The sequence below is a fragment of the Paracoccus solventivorans genome, assembly GCF_900142875.1.
GTDB lineage: Bacteria > Pseudomonadota > Alphaproteobacteria > Rhodobacterales > Rhodobacteraceae > Paracoccus > Paracoccus solventivorans.
The window spans coordinates 21,973-39,015 of sequence record NZ_FRCK01000012.1 but is presented as its reverse complement, the minus strand read 5'-3'; the positions used below and the strand labels follow the sequence as shown (position 1 = coordinate 39,015).

The following is a 17,043-nucleotide window of genomic DNA, read 5'->3' as shown; positions in this document are numbered from 1 at the left end:
CGCCGCCCCGCCCGGTCTCACGCTACCCCAGCGCCCGCACCAGCCCCAGGGTGATGCCGGGAAACGCCACCAGCAGCACGATGCGCAGCAGGTCCGAAATCAGGAACGGCATCACCCCGCGGAAGCTGTCCCACATCGGCACGTCCCGGGCCAGGCCGTTGATGACGAACACGTTCATCCCGACCGGGGGGGTGATCAGCCCGACCTCGACCACCACCACGGCAAGGATGCCGAACCAGATCAGTGTCTCCTCGCGGCCCATGCCGAAATCCAGCCCGGCGATGATCGGGTAGAAGATCGGGATGGTCAGCAGCAGCATGGACATGGAATCCATCACGCAGCCCATCGCCAGATACAGCAGCAGGATCGCCGCCAGCACCATCAGCGGCGACAGCCCCGCCTCGACGATCATCTGCGAGGCGAGCATGGGCGTCTGCGTGGCCGACAGGAAGGCGTTGAACATCTCGGCCCCCAGCATGATCAGGAAGATCATCCCCGAGGTCCGCGCCGTGCCCAGGATGCACTGCACCACCCCGCGCAGCCGCATCCCGCCCTTGACCACCGCCAGCACGAAGGCGCCGAAGGCGCCGACCGCCGCGCCCTCGGTGGGGGTGAACCAGCCGCGATACATGCCGACGATCACCACGCCGAAGATCAGGATGATCGACCAGGTTTCCTGCAGCGACTCCAGCCGCTCGGACCAGCTGGCGCGGGGGCCGGCGGGGCCGGCCTCGGGGCGGCGGCGCACGAAGATGGCGACTGCCAGCATGTAGCCCAGTGCCGCGATCACCCCCGGCACCATGGCGGCGACGAACATCTTGGCGATGCTCTGTTCCGCCATCAGCGCGTAAAGCACCAGGATGACCGAGGGCGGGATCAGGATCCCCAGCGTGCCCCCCGCCGCCAGCGAGCCGGTGGCGAGCGCGCCGGAATAGTTGTAGCGCCGCATCTCGGGCAGGGCGACCTGCCCCATGGTGGCGGCGGTGGCCAGCGACGAGCCGCAGATCGCGCCAAAGGCCGCGCAGCCCCCGATCGAGGCCATGGCCAGCCCGCCGCGCAGATGCCCCATGAAGGCCGCGGCGGCGCGGTAGAGCGCCCGGCTCATCCCGGCGTGGGTGGCGAACTCGCCCATCAGCACGAACAGCGGGATCACCGACAGCGAATAGGTGGAAAACTGGTAATAGGTGTTGGTCTTGAGAAAGGCGAGCAGCGGCATCCAGCCGCTGACCAGCCCATAGCCCACGATGCCGGTGGTCAGCATCGCCACCGCAATCGGAATGCGGATGGCCATCAGCGCCAGCAGCACCGCGAAACCCGTCAGCCCGGCGGCGATCCCGGTCATGCGGCGGCCTTTCTGACATGGCCCAGCAGGGTGAACAGGGTGGTCACGATCAGCAGCGCCATGGCCGGCATGGCGATGACGAAGCTCCACCAGATCGGGATGCGCAGCACCATGGTCTGCTCGCCGTAAGCGTGGAAATCCACCGCCCCGTGCCACAGCCGCCAGGTCAGCAGCGCCCCGATCGCCAGATACACCAAGTCCCCCAGCGCTTCGAGCGCATGGTTGACCCGCGGCCCCGCCTTCATGGTGAAGAAATCCACCAGCACGTTGCCGCCGACGATCTGGCACCAGGGCAGAAAGCAGAACACGGTGATGGCGGAAAGCACCTCGACCAGCTCGAAATCGCCGGGGATCGGCCAGCCCAGGACCGAGCGCAGCGTGACGCTGGTCACGGTCATCAGCATCATCGCCAGCAGGGCGGTGCCGCCGAGGGTGGCGAACCAGCGGCACAGGGTGACCAGCCAGCCGGGCACCGGCACCGGATGGGCATGTTCGGTCAGGGGTTCGGCTTTGGTCATCTCGCCCTCGCGGTCCCTTATTCGGCCTGCGCCGCGGCCAGCATGGCCTGCGCGTCGTCCAGCATCGCCCGCCCGTCCAGCCCGCGCCCGTCCATCGCCTTGACCCAGCCGTCGACCACTGGCTGCACGGCCTCGCGCCAGTCGCCCAGCTGGTCGGCCGGGATCACGTTGATCTGCGCGCCGGCGTCCAGGTATTTCTGCCGTTCCTCGGCCTCGACCCGATCGAACGCCTCGCCCGCCAGTGCGGCCAGCGCCGCGCCGCTGTGGTCGTCGATCACCTTCTTCAGGTCGTCGGGCAGGGCGTCGTATTTCGCCCGGTTCATCACCAGCGCCATCACGGCGGTGGACATGCCGCCGTTCTCGACGCCGATTTCCGTGTGCGCCTTGGTGATTTCCTCGACCCGCAGCGAGCCGACGACTTCCCACGGGATCTGGGCGCCGTCGATCACGCCGGTGGTCAGCGCCTGCGCGACCTCGGGGACCGGCATCCCGACCGCGGTGGCCCCCAGCGCGTTCAGCGCGTCGGTCATCGCGCGCGAGGGGGCGCGGATCTTCTTGCCCCTGAGATCGGCCAGCGAGGTGATGGGATCGCTGCGCATGTGGAACTTGTAGCCCGCCGGCGCGTGCAGCAGCAGCGGTTTGACCTGCGCCAGCTCTTCGCCCAGGTATTTCGCCTGGAACTGCTGCAGCGCGGCGGTGGTCTGGGCGGCGGTGCCGGACATGAACGGCAGCTCGAACACCTCGGCGATGGGGAAGCGGCCGGGGGTGTAGCCCAGCAGCGTCCACGAGATGTCCACGATGCCGTCGCGCGCCTGGTCGAACAGCTGCGGCGGCTTGCCGCCCAGCTGCATCGAGGGGAACAGCTGCACGTCGATGCGGCCGCCCGACTGTTCCTCGACGGTCTTTTCCCAGGGGACCAGCACCTCGGTATGCATCGGCGCCTCGGCCGACAGGAAGTGGTGGACGCGCAGCGTCACCTCGGCGGCGGATGCCGCGCCGCCCAGCGACAGCGAGGCGATGGCCGACAGGATCAGGGTTTTCATGGTTTCCTCCCGTTTGGTTCGTTCAGTCCGGTGTTGCGGCGCGGGCCTGGTCGGGCGCGGCGCCGGTCAGGTTTTCGGGGCGCAGCGCCCTAGCCCAGTCGCGGCCGGGGGCCAGATGCGCCAGCGCCTCGGCCAGCGTCGCGGCCTTGCCGTCGTCGAGCTGCGCCAGCGCCTGCGCGACGATGGCCAGCGCCCGCTCGCGTGGCATGGTCCGGGCCAGCAGGAAGCCCGCGGCCTCGGCCGCCATCCGGCCGCGGTCGGCGGCGAAGCTGGCGGCGATGCGGTCGGGGCGTGGCGCCAGCGTCGCGGCCAGCGCGCAGCCGATGCGCAGCGCGGCGGCGGTGCGTTCCAGCATCGCGGGCAGCAGGGTCCATTCCAGCCCCAGCGCGCTGCCGTCGCGTTCCTGCGCGTGCAGCAGCGCCTGATGCATCCCGGCCAGATCGCCCGCGTTCAGCCGCGCCAGCGTCACCAGCGCCTCGGCCGCGACGGGGTTCTGTTTCTGCGGCATGGTGGACGAGCCGCCGGCGTCCCCGGCCGAGACCTCGGCGATCTCGCTTTGCCCCAGCTGGATCAGGTCGAGGCCCATCTTGCCCAATGCGCCGGTGACCAGCGACAGCCAGCCAGCCAGTTCCGCGATGCCGTCGCGGGCCGCGTGCCAGGGGCCGCCCGGCACGCCCAGCCCCAGCGCCGCCGCCATCGCCGCGCGTAGCGCCGGGCCGTGGCCGGAGAATGCCGCTTCCGTCCCCGCCGCGCCGTGCAGCGACAGCAGCAGCAGCCGCGGACGCAGCTGCGCCAGCCGCTGGCGGTTGCGCACCGCCATCCCCTGCCAGACCGCGATCTTGGCGCCCAGCGTGGTCGGCGCGGCAAGCTGATGGCGGGTGCGCGCCGGGATCGGCAGTTCGGCGTGATCTGCGGCCTTTTGCGCCAGCAGCGCTGCCAGCTGCCCCAGCCGCGCGTCCAGCAGGTCCAGCGCCTGCACCAGCTGCAGCGCCAGCGCGGTGTCCTGGATATCCTGCGAGGTGGCGCCGTAATGGGCGAAGCCCCCGGCCTCGCCCGCCGCGGATTTCAGCGCCGCGATCACCGGCTGCGCGGGGATGCCCGCCACCGCCACCGCCGCGGAAAGCTCTGCCGGGTCGGGGTCGAGGGCCGCCGCCGCCTGCGCGATCGCCTCGGCCGCCGCGGCCGGGATCACCCCCAGATCGGCCTGCGCGCGCGCGAGCGCCACCTCGACCCGCAGCATGGCGGCAATGGCGGACCGATCCGACAGGATCGCCGCCATTTCCGCATCGCCGTAAAGCTGCCCCAGCAGCGTGCCCGTGGTCATCGCGGCATCCGCAGCCCGAGGATCTGCCGCGCCTGCTGCCATGTGGCAACCGGGCGTTCGTATTTCCCGCACAGCTCGACCGCACGGGCCACCAGCGCCGCGTTCGAGGGTGCAAGCGTGGTCCGGTCCAGCCGCACGTTGTCTTCCAGCCCGGTGCGCGCGTGCCCGCCCGCGACAATCGCCCATTCGTTCAGCACGATCTGGTTCGGCCCGATCCCGGCCGCGCACCAGGGCGCATCCGCGCCGAACAGCCGCTTCACCGTGTGGATGTAATAGTCGAACACGTCGCGGTCGGCGGGCATGGCATTTTTCACCCCCATCACGAACTGCACATAGGGGGTGCCCGCCAGCCGCCCGTCCTCGGCCATGAGCTTCGCCTGCAGGATATGCGACAGATCGAAAGCCTCGATTTCCGGTTTCACCCCGTAGTCCAGCATCTGCCCGGCCAGCCAGTCCACCAGATCCGGCGGGTTTTCATAGACCCGGGTCGGGAAGTTGTTGGACCCGACCGACAGCGAGGCCATGTCGGGGCGCAAGGGCAGCATGGCCCCCCGCGCCTGTCCCGCCCCCGAGCGTCCGCCGGTCGACAGTTGCACGATCATGCCGGGGCAGTGTTTCTCCAGCCCCTCTTTCAGCGCGGCAAAGCGGTCGGGGTCGCTGGTCGGGCGGCCCTGATCGTCGCGGACGTGGCAATGGGCGATCGCGGCCCCGGCCTCGAACGCCTCATGCGTCGATTCGATCTGCTCGGCCACGGTGATCGGCACCGCCGGGTTGTCGGCCTTGGTCGGCAGGCTGCCGGTGATGGCGACGCAGATGATGCAGGGCTTGCCGGCCGGATCAGACATCGAAGAACACCGTCTCGTCCTCGCCCTGCAAGCGGATGTCGAAGCGATAGACCGGGGTGCCGTCGCGGACCGTGCGCCTGGCGATCAGCGTGGCGCGGCGGCGTTCCCATTCGATCAGATTCAGCACCGGATCGGCGGCATTGGCCGCGGTCTCGTCGTCGAAATACATCCTTGTGTTCAGGCCGATGTTGATGCCCCGGGCGACGATCCACAGGTTCAGGTGCGGCGCCATCGGCACGTTGTCTTCCTGCGCGCGGCCCTGCCAGTCGGGATGGCTGTCGCGCACCCGCTGGGCCACGCCCGATTCCATGCGGCCCCGCGCCCGCACCGGCCCGGGTTTCACCGTGTCGAAACCCCATTCGCCGGTCTCGAAATCGGTGATCACCCGGCCCCAGCCGCGAAACCCGTCCTCGACCTCGCCGCCGCCCTCGGGGTGGGCGTAGATGCCGGCGGCATTGGCCTGCCAGACCTCGATCAGCACGTCCTTGACCGGGCTGCCGCTGCCGTCGATCACCAGCCCCTCGACCCGGATGCGCTCACCCGCCGCATTCGGCCCGGCGATGTCCCAGCCCAGTTCCCGGTCGAAGATCCGAAAGCCGGCAGCCCCCGGCGCCAGCCCGATATGGACATAGGGCCCGGCGGTCTGCGAGGCGGTTTCCGGCAGGTAGTGCGGGCGGTTGGCCAGCGCGTCGACGATCTTCATCAGTTCCCCTCCAGCCGGTTTTCGAACATGGTCGAGCGGCGCCCGCGCAGCACGATGTCGAAGCGATAGGCGATGCTGTCCAGCGGTACGCCGGCGTTCATGTCCAGCTTGGCGGTCAGCCGGTCGATGGCGTCGGCGTCGGGGATGGTCTGCACGATGGGGCAGATCGGGATCAGGGGATCGCCCTCGAAATACAGCTGGGTGATCAGCCGCTGGCAGAAGGCATGGCCGAAGACCGAGACATGGATATGCGCCGGCCGCCAGTTGTTGACCCAGTTGCGCCAGGGATAGGCGCCGGGCTTGATGGTGCGGAAGAAGTAATAGCCGTCGTCGTCGGTGATGGTGCGCCCGCAGCCGCCAAAATTGGGGTCGATGGGGGCCAGGTAGCTGTCCTTCTTGTGGCGATAGCGGCCGCCGGCATTGGCCTGCCACACCTCGACCAGCGTGTTCGGCACGGGGCGGGCGTTCTCGTCCAGCACCCGGCCGTGGACGATGATGCGTTCCCCGATCGGGTCGCCGTCCTTGGCGTAGTTCTTGATCAGGTCGTTGTCGATCGGGCTGATGTCGCCGTGGCCGAAGGTCGGGCCGGTGATTTCCGACATCGAACCCTGCAGGCTGATCAGGCTGAGGCGCGGGCTGCGCGCGACCGAGGTCTTGTAGTCGGGGGTCAGCGCCGGCGGGTGCAGTCGCCGGTCACGCTGGTAATATTCGGCGGGGGTCATGGGGTCTCCTCCTCCTGCTCCATCTCGGCGTAGGTATCGCGGGCGATCTTCAGCGCGTGGTTGGCCCTGGGCACGCCGCAATAGATCGCGACATGCTGGAACGTCTCGAGCACGTCGCGCTTGCTGGCGCCGGTGCGGGCGGTGGCGCGGATATGCATGGGGATCTCCTCCCAGTTGCCCATGGCGGCCAGCAGCGCCAGCGTCAGCATCGAGCGCTCGCGCCGGGGGATCCCGTCCGAGGCCCAGACCGTGCCCCAGGCCGACAGGGTGATCAATTCCTGAAACGGGCGGTCGAAATCCGAAGCCGCCGCCTCGGCGCGGTCCACATGCGCGTCGCCCAGCACTTCGCGGCGCACCTGCATCCCGGTCGCATGACGGTCAGACATGGCCGATGTCCCTGAAAAAACGGTTGAGAATGGCGGCATGGGCGGCGGGCGCCTCGACGCAGGGGATATGCGCGGTCCCTGGGATCAGGTCGAAGCGCGCGCCGGGGATCAGCGCGGCGGTGGCCTGCACCAGATCCGGCGGGGTCGAGCCGTCCAGCCCGCCCGCGATCACCTGCACCGGCAGGTCCAGCGCCCGGGCGGTATCGGTCAGGTCGGCCCCGGCGATGGCCTGGCAGCAGGCGACATAGCCCCCCTGCGGCTGCCGGGACAGCATCCGCGCCCAGACCGCATCGCGACCCAAAGCGCGGAAGGCGGGCGAGAACCAGCGCTCCATCGTGGGGGCGGCGATGCTGGCCAGCCCGTCCTTGCGGATCGCCGCGATCCTTGCGTTCCACATCGCCGCATCGCCGATTCTGGCGGCCGAGTTCGAGACGACCAGCCCCGCCAGCAGCCCCGGATGGCGGTCGGCCAGCGACAGGCCGATCAGCCCGCCGATGGACAGGCCCACGAACACCACCCGCCCCAGACCCAGCGCCGCAATCAGCGCTGCGGCGTCGTCGGTCAGCGTCTCGATGCTGTAGGGGCCGGGGGTTTCCTCGGACAGCCCGTGGCCGCGCTTGTCATAGCGCACCAGCCGCAGCCCCGGCGCCAGATGCGGGATCAGCGCATCCCAGACCCGCAGGTCGGTGCCCAGAGAGTTTGCAAACACCACCGCCGGGCCGGTGTCCGGCCCCGACACCGCGACATGCAGCTCTGCCCCGTTTGCCTGGATCGTCTGCATCAGTACGGCAACCCCACGTAGTTTTCGGCAAACGCGCGCTGCTGCGATTCGTTGTCGCGCAGAAAGGCGATGTCGGCCTTTTGCATCTTGAGATCGAACGGGCTCTGGTCGGGATAGCGGTGCAGCAGGCCGCTGAACCACCAGCTGAACCGCTCGGCCTTCCACACCCGCAGCAGCGCCTTTTCGGAATAGCGGTCCAGCCCCTCGCTGTCGCGGTCGTGGTAATGCTGCACCAGCCCGTGATACAGATACTGCACGTCGCTGGCGGCGGTGTTCAGCCCCTTGGCGCCGGTCGGCGGCACGATATGGGCGGCGTCGCCGCACAGGAACAGCCGCCCCCAGCGCATCGGCTCGGTCACGAAGGAGCGCAGGGGGGCGATGGATTTCTCGATCGAGGGGCCGGTGACCAGACGCTCGGCCACATCCGCGGGCAGCCGGCGGCGCAATTCGTCCCAGAAGGCCGCGTCGGTCCAGTCGCTGGTGTGGTCCGACAGTGCGCATTGGATGTAATAGCGCGACAGATTGGCATTGCGCATCGAGCACAGCGCAAAGCCGCGGTCGGAGCTGGCGTAGATCAGCTCGTCATGCACCGGCGGCGTTTCCGACAGGATGCCCAGCCAGCCAAAGGGATAGGTCTTTTCATATTCGCGCCGCACGTCCAGCGGGATGGTCTGGCGGCTGATGCCGTGGAACCCGTCGCAGCCGGCGATGAAATCGCAGTCGATGCGGTGGCTCTGCCCGGCGCGCGTGTAGGTCACATGCGGGCGGTCGCCGTCGGCGTCGTGGATCACCACGTCGTCGACCTGAAAGATAGTCTGCGCGCCCGCGGCCTCGCGCGCGTCGTAAAGATCGCGCGTCACCTCGGTCTGGCCGTAGACCACCACCGGGGTGCCGGTCAGCTGCTTGAAGTCGATGTGGAACATGCCGCCGTCCCAGGCGATCTGGGTGCCGTCGTGGACATAGCCCTCGCGGTGCAGGCGGTCGGCGACGCCGGCTTCTTCCATCAGGCGCACGAGGCCGGTTTCCAGCACCCCGGCGCGGATGCGGCCCAGCACATAGTCGCGGGTCTTGCGCTCCAGCACCACCGCCTCGATGCCCTTGCGGTGCAGAAGCTGACCCAGCAGCAGCCCGGACGGTCCGCCCCCGATGATGACGACTTGTGTACGCATGACTGGTCCCTCCTGCCTGTGCAGCTTGACCTGTCGCGCGGTGCAAATAAAATGAATAATACGCCGGGCTGATTGTCGGAATTGGTAAGTATTGGACCGCAGGATCCGCCTTCGCCATATCCAGGCCTTTGCCGAGATCGTCCGGCAGGGCAGTCTCAAGCGTGCGGCCGAGGTGCTGTACCTGACCCAGCCCGCGATTTCCCGCACCATCGCCGAGCTGGAGGAGATCGTCGGCGCAAGGCTTTTGAGCCGCAGCCGCCGCGGCGTGTCGCTGACCCCGCAGGGCGAGTTCTTCCACGGCCATGCCCTGAACGCGCTGGGGGCGCTGACGCAGGGGCTGGCCGGAATCGGCGGCCAGGCCGACCCGGGGCTGGCGCTGCTGGTGGGGGCGCTGCCCTCGGTCTCGGCGCGGCTGATGCCGGATGTGGTGGCCGAGCTGCAGCGCGTCGCGCCGCATCTGCGGCTGAGCATCGCCGATGGTGGCCACGGGCATCTGACCACGCTGCTGCGCGCGGGCGACCTGGACGTGGTGATCGGCCGGCTGGGCGCGCCCGAGACGATGCAGGGGCTGAGCTTCACCCAGCTTTACCTTGAGGATGTGGCGGTGGTGGTGCGCCCCGGGCACCCGATCCTTGACGATCCCGACCTGCGCCGCATCGCTGAGTTCCCGGTGCTCTACCCGCCCCGGACCGCCGCGATCCATCCGCTGGTCGAGCGGCTGCTGCTGTCCCGCGGCATCGCGCCGCCGCCGCGGCGGATCGAAACCGTCTCGGGCGCCTTCGGCCGCGTGCATGTGCGGCAGAGCGATGCGGTGTGGTTCATCTCGGCCGGGGTGGTCGCGCGCGAGATCGCCGATGGGCGGCTGGTGCGGCTGCCGCTGGATACCGAACTGACCAAGGGCCCGGTGGGGCTGATGACCCGCGCCAGCCAGCCCGAGACCAGCGCGCAGCTGCTGTTCCGGCAGGCGGTGATGCGGGTGGTGGCGCCGGGGTTCGTCGGTCCCTCGGCCTAGGATCACGGCCAATCCGCAAAGGAGGTGGTGGCGGGGCGCGACGCGGTGCTCTGGTTGCGGACCTGCTGGCGATAGGCCGAGGGCGACAGCCCGCTGTTGCGCTTGAAGAAATGGCTGAACTCGGCGCTGTCGTGAAAACCCAGCAGATGCGCGATCTGCTGGACCGAGCGGCCCGAACGCTCCAGCCAGTCCGCCGCCTCACGCATCATCCGCCGATGGATCAGCTGCAGCGGCGAGCGTTGCAGGTTGCGCCGGCAGATCCGGTGCAGGCGCTCATAGCTGACCCCCAGCAGCCCGGCATAGTCGCGGACCCCCAGCCGGCTGCGGAAATGCAGTTCGACCAACCGCCGGAACGCCTGCAGCACGTGGATTTCGTTGCCCCGGCCGACAAGCCCGGTCTGGATGTCGCTGCCGCGCCAGATGTCCAGCAGGATCAGCCGCAGGCAGGCCAGCACCGCCATCTGTGCCCCGACAGCGCTGCGCGACAGCTCGTCCCCGATCCGCTCGGCCAGCAGGAACGGGTCGGGGGCGGTTGCCTCGGACAGGCCCGGCGCGATCAGCAGCTGCGTGCCGATGGGGACGAGAAACTCGGATTCCGCCCGCACCCCCACCGCCGCGGCCCACATCGAGGGCGCCATCCCCAGCAGCCAGCCGCCGCAGCCGGGGCCAAGCTGCAACAGCAATGATTCGCCCGGCGGCAGGATCGCGGCGGCGGGCCCCTCGATCTGGCGGGCGGACTCGGCCGTCTCGATGCCGATCTCGCCGTGGTCCAGCAGCAACAGATGGGTGAAGGGCGCGTAGCTGCCGCGCCCGGGCCGAATCGCCGTGCGGCGCAGTGCCGCAGGCAGCGGCTCGGCCCGGACCAGCTGGTCCAGCCGGGCGGAGGCGGGGTTTTGGGGCGCGATCATGCCAGAAACTCACAATTAACTGCCATGAAACGACATTACGCGACGCCGGGCAACCATGTAGCGTTCATTGATCGGCACAGGCCGCACGCAATCACCCGGCGACAGGAGGGCGCAATGACAGGATCGATGCAGGCCCGCGCCCGGCCGGGGACGGGCGCCGCCACCGCGACGGCGGCCGAGTTCCAGCGCCTGGACCCCGCGACCGGGCTGGTCGCCTCGACCGCGCCCGCCTGCCGCCGGCGCGAGGCGGTGCTGGCCGCCAGCCGCGCCGCGCGCGCCCATGCCGACTGGTCCCGCACCCCGCCCGCCCGCCGGCGCGAGATCCTGACCCGCGCCGCGGAGCTGGTCGCCGCCTATGAGCCTCGGCTTGCCGCCGCGATGCAGGCAGAGATCGGAGCGACGCCGCTGTGGGTGCGGTTCAACCTGGATATCGGGCGCCAGCATCTGGAAAACGCCGCCGCGATGGTGACGCAGGCCAGCGGTACGGTACAGCGCGACCCCTTGGGCCTCAGCTTCGCCTTTCGCGAGCCGGTCGGGGTCTGCCTGGCGATGGCGCCGTGGAATGCGCCCTTCGTGCTGGGGATGCGGGCGGTCGCCACGGCGCTGGCCTGCGGCAACAGCGTGGTGCTGAAAGCCTCGGAAATCTGCCCGCAGACCCATCTGCTGATCGGGCGCATCCTCGCCGATGCCGGGCTACCCGAGGGGGTGCTGAACATCGTCACCCACGCCCCCGAACACGCGCAGGAGGTGGTCGAGGCGCTGATCGCCCACCCGGCGGTGCGGCGGATCAACTTCACCGGCTCGACCCGGGTCGGGCGGCTGGTCGCCGAAATCGCCGCCCGGCATCTGAAACGCTGCCTGCTGGAACTGGGCGGCAAGGCGCCGCTGATCGTGCTCGACGATGCCGACCTCGAGGCCGCGGCGGAAGCCGCTGCCTGGGGCGCGTTCTTCAACCAGGGCCAGATCTGCATGGCCACCGACCGGATCGTGGTCCTGGACAGCGTGGCCGAGGATTTCACCGCGTTGCTGTCGGACCGCGCCCGGCGGCTGCGGGCGGGCGACCCGCGGCAGGAGAGTTGCGCGCTGGGGCCGCTGGTCAGCGGCAATGTCGCCGCGCGGCTGGCCGAGTTGCTGCGCGACGCACAGGAACGCGGCGCGGTGCTGCGGGCGGGCGGGCCGCCACGCGGCAGTTTCATGGACGCCACCGTGGTGGACGGGGTGGCGCCCGGCATGGCGCTTTACGCCGAGGAGTGTTTCGGCCCGATCGCCGGCATCTGCCGCGCCGCGACCGAGGCCGAGGCGATCGGCATCGCCAACGACACGCAATACGGGCTGTCGGCTGCGATCTTTAGCCGCGACAGCGGGCGCGCGCTGCGGCTGGCGCGGCAGCTGGAAACCGGCATCTGCCACATCAACGGCCCGACCCTGAACGACCGCCCCGACCAGCCCATCGGCGGCGTCAAGGACAGCGGCTACGGCCGGTTCGGCGGCGCTGCGGTGCTGGACGAGTTCACCGAGCTGCGCTGGGTCACCCTGGCCGATGCCCCGCGTAGCTATCCGTTTCTGCAACCTCCGGCCAGCGAAGGACCTGACAGATGATGCTTTTCGGAAAGACGGTCGCCATCACCGGCGTGGCCAGCGGCATCGGCCGGCGCACGGCGGAACTGGCGGCGCAGATGGGGGCCGATGTCATCGGCATCGACCGCAACCCGCCCGCGCAGGCGGTGGGCGATTTCATCCGGGGCGACCTGTCCTCGGCCCAGGGCGTGCAGGCGCTGGCGCAGGCGCTGCCCGACGGCATCGATGCGCTGCTGAACATTGCGGGCGTGTCGGGCAACACCGGCGCGGCGCCGACGCTGGCGATCAATTTCTATGGGCTGCGGGCGTTGTCGCAGGCAGCGGCGCCGCGGATGCGGCCGGGCGGCGCCATCGTCAGCGTCGCCTCGATCGCGGGCTATGGCTGGCGGGGCAATCTTGACCGCGCCCGGGCGCTGGTGGCGGCCGAGGGGTTCCCCGACACCGCCCGGCTGGCTGACGATCTGGGCGTCCCCGACGAGGCCGGCTATCCGGTCTCGAAAGAGGCGCTGATCCTGTGGACCCAGATCGCGGCCTTTCAGCCCGCCTTCCGCGACCGCGGCATCCGGGTGAACAGCGTGTCCCCCGGCCCGGTCGAGACCCCGATCCTGACCCAGTTCCGCGAGGTGCTGGGCGAGGCGCGGGTCAACAGCGACGTGACCCGCGTCGGCCGCGCCGGCACCCCGGGCGACATCGCGCCGGTGGTGCTGTTTCTGGCCTCGGACGGTGCGCGCTGGATCAACGGCGCCAATATCGCGGCGGATGGGGGGCTGGAAGCCTCGGTCAACGCCGAAACCATGGGCTTCTGAACAGGACATGCAGATGGACACCCAGCTTCTGATCAACGGCGAACACCGCGCGGCCGCGGGCGGGCGCAGCTATGACCGGCGCGACCCGGTGACCGGGGCCGTCGCCTCGACCGCGGCGGCGGCGGGGGATGCCGATGCGCTGGCGGCGGTCGCCGCCGCCCATGCCGCCTTTCCCGGCTGGTCGCGCACATCGCCCCAGGACCGCCGCGCCCTGCTGCTGAAGGCCGCCGCGGCGATGGAGGCGCGGATGGACGACTTCATCGCCGCCGCCATGGCCGAAACCGGTGCCACCGGTCCCTGGATCGGCTTCAACGTGACGCTGGCCGCCGGCATCCTGCGCGAGGCTGCCAGCATCGTCACCCAGGCGGGGGGCGAGATCATCCCCTCGAACAAGCCCGGCTGCCTGTCGATGGCGGTGGCGCGGCCGCACGGGGTCTGCCTGGGCATCGCGCCGTGGAACGCGCCGGTGATCCTGGGCACGCGCGCGGTGGCGGTGCCGGTGGCGCTGGGCAATACCGCGGTGTTGAAATCCTCGGAAATGTGCCCCGAAACCCACCGGCTGATCGGGCAGTGCTTTGTTGATGCCGGGTTCCCGCCGGGCGTGGTCAACGTGATCTCGAACGCCCCCGAGGATGCAGGCGCCATCGTCGAGACGCTGATCCGCGCGCCCGAGGTGCGGCACGTGAACTTCACCGGTTCGACCCGCGTGGGGCGGATCATCGGCCGGCTGGCGGGCGAGAACCTCAAGCCCGCACTGCTGGAACTGGGCGGCAAGGCGCCTTTCGTGGTGCTGGAGGACGCCGATATCGACGCGGCGGTGAATGCCGCGATCTTCGGCTGCTACATGAACCAGGGCCAGATCTGCATGTCGACCGAGCGGATGATCGTGGTCGACAGCGTGGCCGACGATTTCGCCCGCAAGTTTGCCGAGCGCGCGGCGGCGTTGCCGGCCGGCGATCCGCGCGGGCAGGTGGTGCTCGGGGCGCTGTGCCTGCCCGGCGCCGCCGACCGGATGGAGGAACTGATCGCCGATGCCGTCGCCAAGGGCGGCCGGGTGCTGGCCGGCGGCAGCCGCGACGGCGCCGTGGTCGCCGCGACGGTGATCGACGGGGTGACTCCGGAGATGCGCATCCACTCCGAGGAAAGCTTCGGCCCGGTCAAGCCCATCATCCGCGTGCGCGACGAGGCCGAGGCGCTGCGCGTCGCCAACGACAGCGACTATGGCCTGTCCTCGGCGGTGTTCAGCCGCGACATCAGCCGCGCCATGGGTTTTGCCGAGCGGCTGGAAACCGGCATCTGCCACATCAACGGCCCCACCGTGAACGACGAGCCGCAGGCCCCCTTCGGCGGGGTCAAGGCGTCGGGTCATGGCCGTTTCGGCGGCCGGGCCGGCATCGCCGAGTTCACGCAGCTGCGCTGGGTCACCATCGAGGACCCCGCCCAGCCCTATCCATTCTGATCGCCCCCAGGCCGCGGCCCGCGCGCCCGGGCCGCCGCCCCATCCGTCCAGGGAGGAACCATGTTCACCAGACGCAGCTTCATGCAGGGCAGCGCCGCCCTGCTTGGCGCGCTGTCCGCCGCCGGTGCGGCCGTTGCCACGCCAGCGGCGGCGCCGATCACCATTGACAGCGCCGAGACCCCGTTCTTCGGCCCCGGGCCGCGGCGTCTGCGGCTGGCGGGCAGCCAGCTTGACCGGTTCCTGCAGTTGCGCGCCCTGCTTGCCGACCCGGCGGCGCTGCGGCTTGAGCTTCATCTCGATGCCGCGGCCGAGGTGCTGCTGGACACCGCGCTGAATGCCCAGGGCCGCGCGGTCCTGCACCGCACCCGCCGCGGCGCCATCGAACGCCTGACCATCCAGAGCAGCTGAGGACACCATGTTCGACCCCAGATTGATCCCCGCGCTGGCACTTGTGCTGGCAGCGGGCGGGACCGCCCTTGCCGACACGCCGCGGCTGGATGCGCAGCGGATGTTCCCCTCGGGCGAGATCGCCTTTCAGAAGATCTGCGCCCGCTGCCACACCGGGCGCGAGGATGCGGTCGGCCCCGACCTGACCGCCAACGACTATGATCCCGACACCATCCGCCATTTCGCCCGCCACGGCTCGGGCCCGATGCCGGCCTTTACCGAATCGATGGTGGATGCAGTCACCCTGGATCAGATCGCCGCCCACCTCGCCTCTATCCGCAAGGAAACCGAAGAATGACCACGCAGCGCGAAATCACCGTAACCCCGGACGGGGTGTCGCCTGAACAGTTCATGCAGGCGCTGACCCGGTTCGAAAGCGTCGTCGGCCCCGACAACGTGCTGATCGGCGAGGATCGGCTGACCCCCTATCGCAAGACCATGATGCCGGTGGCGGACGAGGATTACGCCATGTCGGCGGTGCTGCAGCCGACCAGCGCCGAGCAGGTGCAAGAGATCGTGCGCATCTGCAACGACTTCGGGGTGCCGGTCTGGCCGACCTCGACCGGGCGCAATTTCGGCTATGGCACCTACGCGCAGGGAAGCGCGCAGGGGCACCGCCATCAGGTGGTGATCGACTTCCGCCATATGAACCGGATTCTGGAGGTGGACGCCGAACTCGGCACCGCGCTGCTGGAACCGGGCGTCACCTATCAGCAGCTGGTCGATTATCTGGAAGAAAACGACATTCCGCTGTGGGTGTCCTGCCCGGCGCCCTCGGCCATCGCCTCGCCGGTGGGCAACACGCTGGACCGCGGCGTCGGCTATACCCCCTATGGCGAGCATTTCATGATGCAATGCGGGATGGAGGTGGTGCTGCCGAACGGCGATCTGCTGCGCACCGCCATGGGCGGCGTCGAGGGCTCGAACAGCTGGCAGGTGTTCAAATGGGGCTACGGCCCCTATCTGGACGGCATCTTCACCCAGTCGAACTATGGCATCGTCACCAAGATGGGGCTGTGGCTGATGCCGAAGCCGCCGGCCTACAAGCCCTTCTACATCCGGTTCAGGGATGACGACGACATTGCCGAGATCGTCGACATGATGCGGCCGCTGCGCATGGCCAACATCATCCCCAACGCCGTGGTCTTTGCTCATGCGCTGTGGGAGGCCCCGGCGGTAATTCCGCGGTCGAAATACTATGACGGCCCCGGCGCCATGCCGCAGGCCGACATCGAGCGCATGAAAGAGGCCGAGGGCTTCGGCGCCTGGAACGTCTATGCCGCGCTCTACGGCACGCCCGAGCAGATCGAGGTGAACTGGAAGATCGTCACCGATGCGGTGCGCGCGCTTGGCAAGGGCGAGATCTTCACGCAGGAGGACATGGCCGGCACCGAGCCCTTTGAATACCGCGCCGCCCTGATGCGGGGCGGTATGAACCTGCAGGAGTTCGGGCTTTACCGCTGGCGCGGCGGCGGCGGCTCGATGTGGTTTGCGCCGGTGACGGTCGCCAAAGGCTCGGAAACGCTGAAACAGACCCGGATGGCCATGGAGATCCTGAACCGCTGGGGCTTCGACTATTGCGGCGAATATATCGTCGGCATGCGCGACATGCATCACGTCATCGACCTGCTGTTCGACAAGACCGACCCCGAGGATACTAGGAACGCCCATGCCTGCATGACCGAACTGATCCAGACCTTCCGCCAGCACGGCTATGCGGTCTACCGCACCAACAACGCCTTTATGGAGCAGGTGGCCGATTGCTACGGGCCGGTGCAGCGACAGGTGAACCAGACGCTGAAGCGGGCGCTGGACCCCAACGGGATCATCGCCCCCGGCAAGTCGGGGATCACCGTCTGAGAAGGCGCTCCGGCCCGCCTGCCGGCCGGGATCGCGCCCGAAATCCCCCCGCGCCCTGTCCTTGGCGGCGCGATGCCCTATGTCATGTGCATGATCGTGGTGTCGCGCGCTTTCCTTGGATCGCCGCGGCATCGGTGGAC

Annotated in this window: 18 protein-coding genes; 7 read left to right on the top strand and 11 right to left on the bottom strand. The window is 69.5% G+C overall.

Going from position 1 to position 17,043, the window contains the following annotated elements; all coding sequences use genetic code 11:
* Nucleotides 1–22: 22 nt before the first annotated feature.
* From BUB57_RS14620 to pobA, 10 genes are read right to left on the bottom strand one after another with little or no spacing between them, the layout of a single operon-like run.
* Nucleotides 23–1,342, bottom strand: a complete 1,320-nt coding sequence (locus BUB57_RS14620) for a TRAP transporter large permease (RefSeq protein WP_073068345.1) — start codon at nucleotides 1,340–1,342, stop codon at nucleotides 23–25.
* Nucleotides 1,339–1,860, bottom strand: a complete 522-nt coding sequence (locus tag BUB57_RS14615; protein WP_073068343.1) for a TRAP transporter small permease — start codon at nucleotides 1,858–1,860, stop codon at nucleotides 1,339–1,341. The genes BUB57_RS14620 and BUB57_RS14615 overlap by 4 nt, the downstream gene beginning before the upstream one ends.
* Nucleotides 1,861–1,877: 17 nt before the next feature.
* Nucleotides 1,878–2,903 (bottom strand): TRAP transporter substrate-binding protein, encoded by a 1,026-nt coding sequence (locus BUB57_RS14610; protein WP_073068341.1) that lies wholly within the window; start codon nucleotides 2,901–2,903, stop codon nucleotides 1,878–1,880.
* Nucleotides 2,904–2,925: 22 nt separating this feature from the next.
* Nucleotides 2,926–4,227, bottom strand: a complete 1,302-nt coding sequence (locus BUB57_RS14605) for a lyase family protein (RefSeq protein ID WP_073068339.1) — start codon at nucleotides 4,225–4,227, stop codon at nucleotides 2,926–2,928.
* A complete protein-coding gene (locus BUB57_RS14600) occupies nucleotides 4,224–5,072 on the bottom strand; it encodes a 3-oxoadipate:acetyl-CoA acetyltransferase (RefSeq protein ID WP_073068335.1) in 849 nt (282 codons plus the stop codon). Before BUB57_RS14600 ends, BUB57_RS14605 begins: the two co-directional genes overlap by 4 nt.
* Complete coding sequence (locus tag BUB57_RS14595) at nucleotides 5,065–5,775, bottom strand: protocatechuate 3,4-dioxygenase subunit alpha (protein WP_073068333.1); 711 nt, start codon at nucleotides 5,773–5,775, stop codon at nucleotides 5,065–5,067. The genes BUB57_RS14600 and BUB57_RS14595 overlap by 8 nt, the downstream gene beginning before the upstream one ends.
* Nucleotides 5,775–6,497, bottom strand: coding sequence for a protocatechuate 3,4-dioxygenase subunit beta (gene pcaH, locus BUB57_RS14590; protein WP_073068331.1), 723 nt, complete (start codon nucleotides 6,495–6,497; stop codon nucleotides 5,775–5,777). Before pcaH ends, BUB57_RS14595 begins: the two co-directional genes overlap by 1 nt.
* Nucleotides 6,494–6,883, bottom strand: a complete 390-nt coding sequence (gene pcaC, locus BUB57_RS14585; protein ID WP_073068329.1) for a 4-carboxymuconolactone decarboxylase — start codon at nucleotides 6,881–6,883, stop codon at nucleotides 6,494–6,496. The genes pcaH and pcaC overlap by 4 nt, the downstream gene beginning before the upstream one ends.
* Nucleotides 6,876–7,664: a 3-oxoadipate enol-lactonase gene (gene pcaD, locus BUB57_RS14580; RefSeq protein ID WP_073068327.1), complete on the bottom strand. Its 789-nt coding sequence runs from the start codon at nucleotides 7,662–7,664 to the stop codon at nucleotides 6,876–6,878. Before pcaD ends, pcaC begins: the two co-directional genes overlap by 8 nt.
* On the bottom strand, nucleotides 7,664–8,833 hold the full coding sequence (pobA, locus tag BUB57_RS14575) for a 4-hydroxybenzoate 3-monooxygenase (RefSeq protein WP_073068325.1): 1,170 nt from the start codon (nucleotides 8,831–8,833) through the stop codon (nucleotides 7,664–7,666). The genes pcaD and pobA overlap by 1 nt, the downstream gene beginning before the upstream one ends.
* Before the next feature lie 91 nt (nucleotides 8,834–8,924).
* Between pobA and pcaQ the strand changes: the two genes are divergently transcribed.
* Nucleotides 8,925–9,845, top strand: coding sequence for a pca operon transcription factor PcaQ (gene pcaQ / locus BUB57_RS14570; RefSeq protein WP_073068323.1), 921 nt, complete (start codon nucleotides 8,925–8,927; stop codon nucleotides 9,843–9,845).
* Nucleotides 9,846–9,847: 2 nt separating this feature from the next.
* Here the strand turns inward: pcaQ and BUB57_RS14565 are convergent, their stop codons facing one another.
* Nucleotides 9,848–10,753, bottom strand: coding sequence for a helix-turn-helix transcriptional regulator (locus BUB57_RS14565; RefSeq protein ID WP_073068321.1), 906 nt, complete (start codon nucleotides 10,751–10,753; stop codon nucleotides 9,848–9,850).
* Between the two features lie 114 nt (nucleotides 10,754–10,867).
* Here BUB57_RS14565 and BUB57_RS14560 point away from each other — a divergent pair, with 114 nt between their 5' ends.
* The 6 genes from BUB57_RS14560 to BUB57_RS14535 are packed head-to-tail and all read left to right on the top strand — an operon-like array spanning nucleotide 10,868 to nucleotide 16,903.
* Nucleotides 10,868–12,352, top strand: coding sequence for an aldehyde dehydrogenase family protein (locus BUB57_RS14560; RefSeq protein WP_084732184.1), 1,485 nt, complete (start codon nucleotides 10,868–10,870; stop codon nucleotides 12,350–12,352).
* Nucleotides 12,349–13,137, top strand: coding sequence for a coniferyl-alcohol dehydrogenase (locus BUB57_RS14555; protein ID WP_200796463.1), 789 nt, complete (start codon nucleotides 12,349–12,351; stop codon nucleotides 13,135–13,137). Before BUB57_RS14560 ends, BUB57_RS14555 begins: the two co-directional genes overlap by 4 nt.
* Before the next feature lie 13 nt (nucleotides 13,138–13,150).
* Complete coding sequence (locus tag BUB57_RS14550) at nucleotides 13,151–14,596, top strand: aldehyde dehydrogenase (RefSeq protein WP_073068418.1); 1,446 nt, start codon at nucleotides 13,151–13,153, stop codon at nucleotides 14,594–14,596.
* A gap of 60 nt (nucleotides 14,597–14,656) precedes the next feature.
* Complete coding sequence (locus BUB57_RS14545) at nucleotides 14,657–15,004, top strand: hypothetical protein (RefSeq protein WP_073068317.1); 348 nt, start codon at nucleotides 14,657–14,659, stop codon at nucleotides 15,002–15,004.
* Between the two features lie 7 nt (nucleotides 15,005–15,011).
* Nucleotides 15,012–15,341 carry a c-type cytochrome gene (locus tag BUB57_RS14540; protein WP_084732183.1) on the top strand — a complete coding sequence of 110 codons (330 nt, stop codon included), beginning with the start codon at nucleotides 15,012–15,014 and terminating at the stop codon, nucleotides 15,339–15,341.
* Entirely contained in the window at nucleotides 15,338–16,903 is a 1,566-nt protein-coding gene (locus BUB57_RS14535) for an FAD-binding oxidoreductase (protein WP_073068313.1), read from the top strand. The genes BUB57_RS14540 and BUB57_RS14535 overlap by 4 nt, the downstream gene beginning before the upstream one ends.
* Nucleotides 16,904–17,043: the final 140 nt, after the last annotated feature.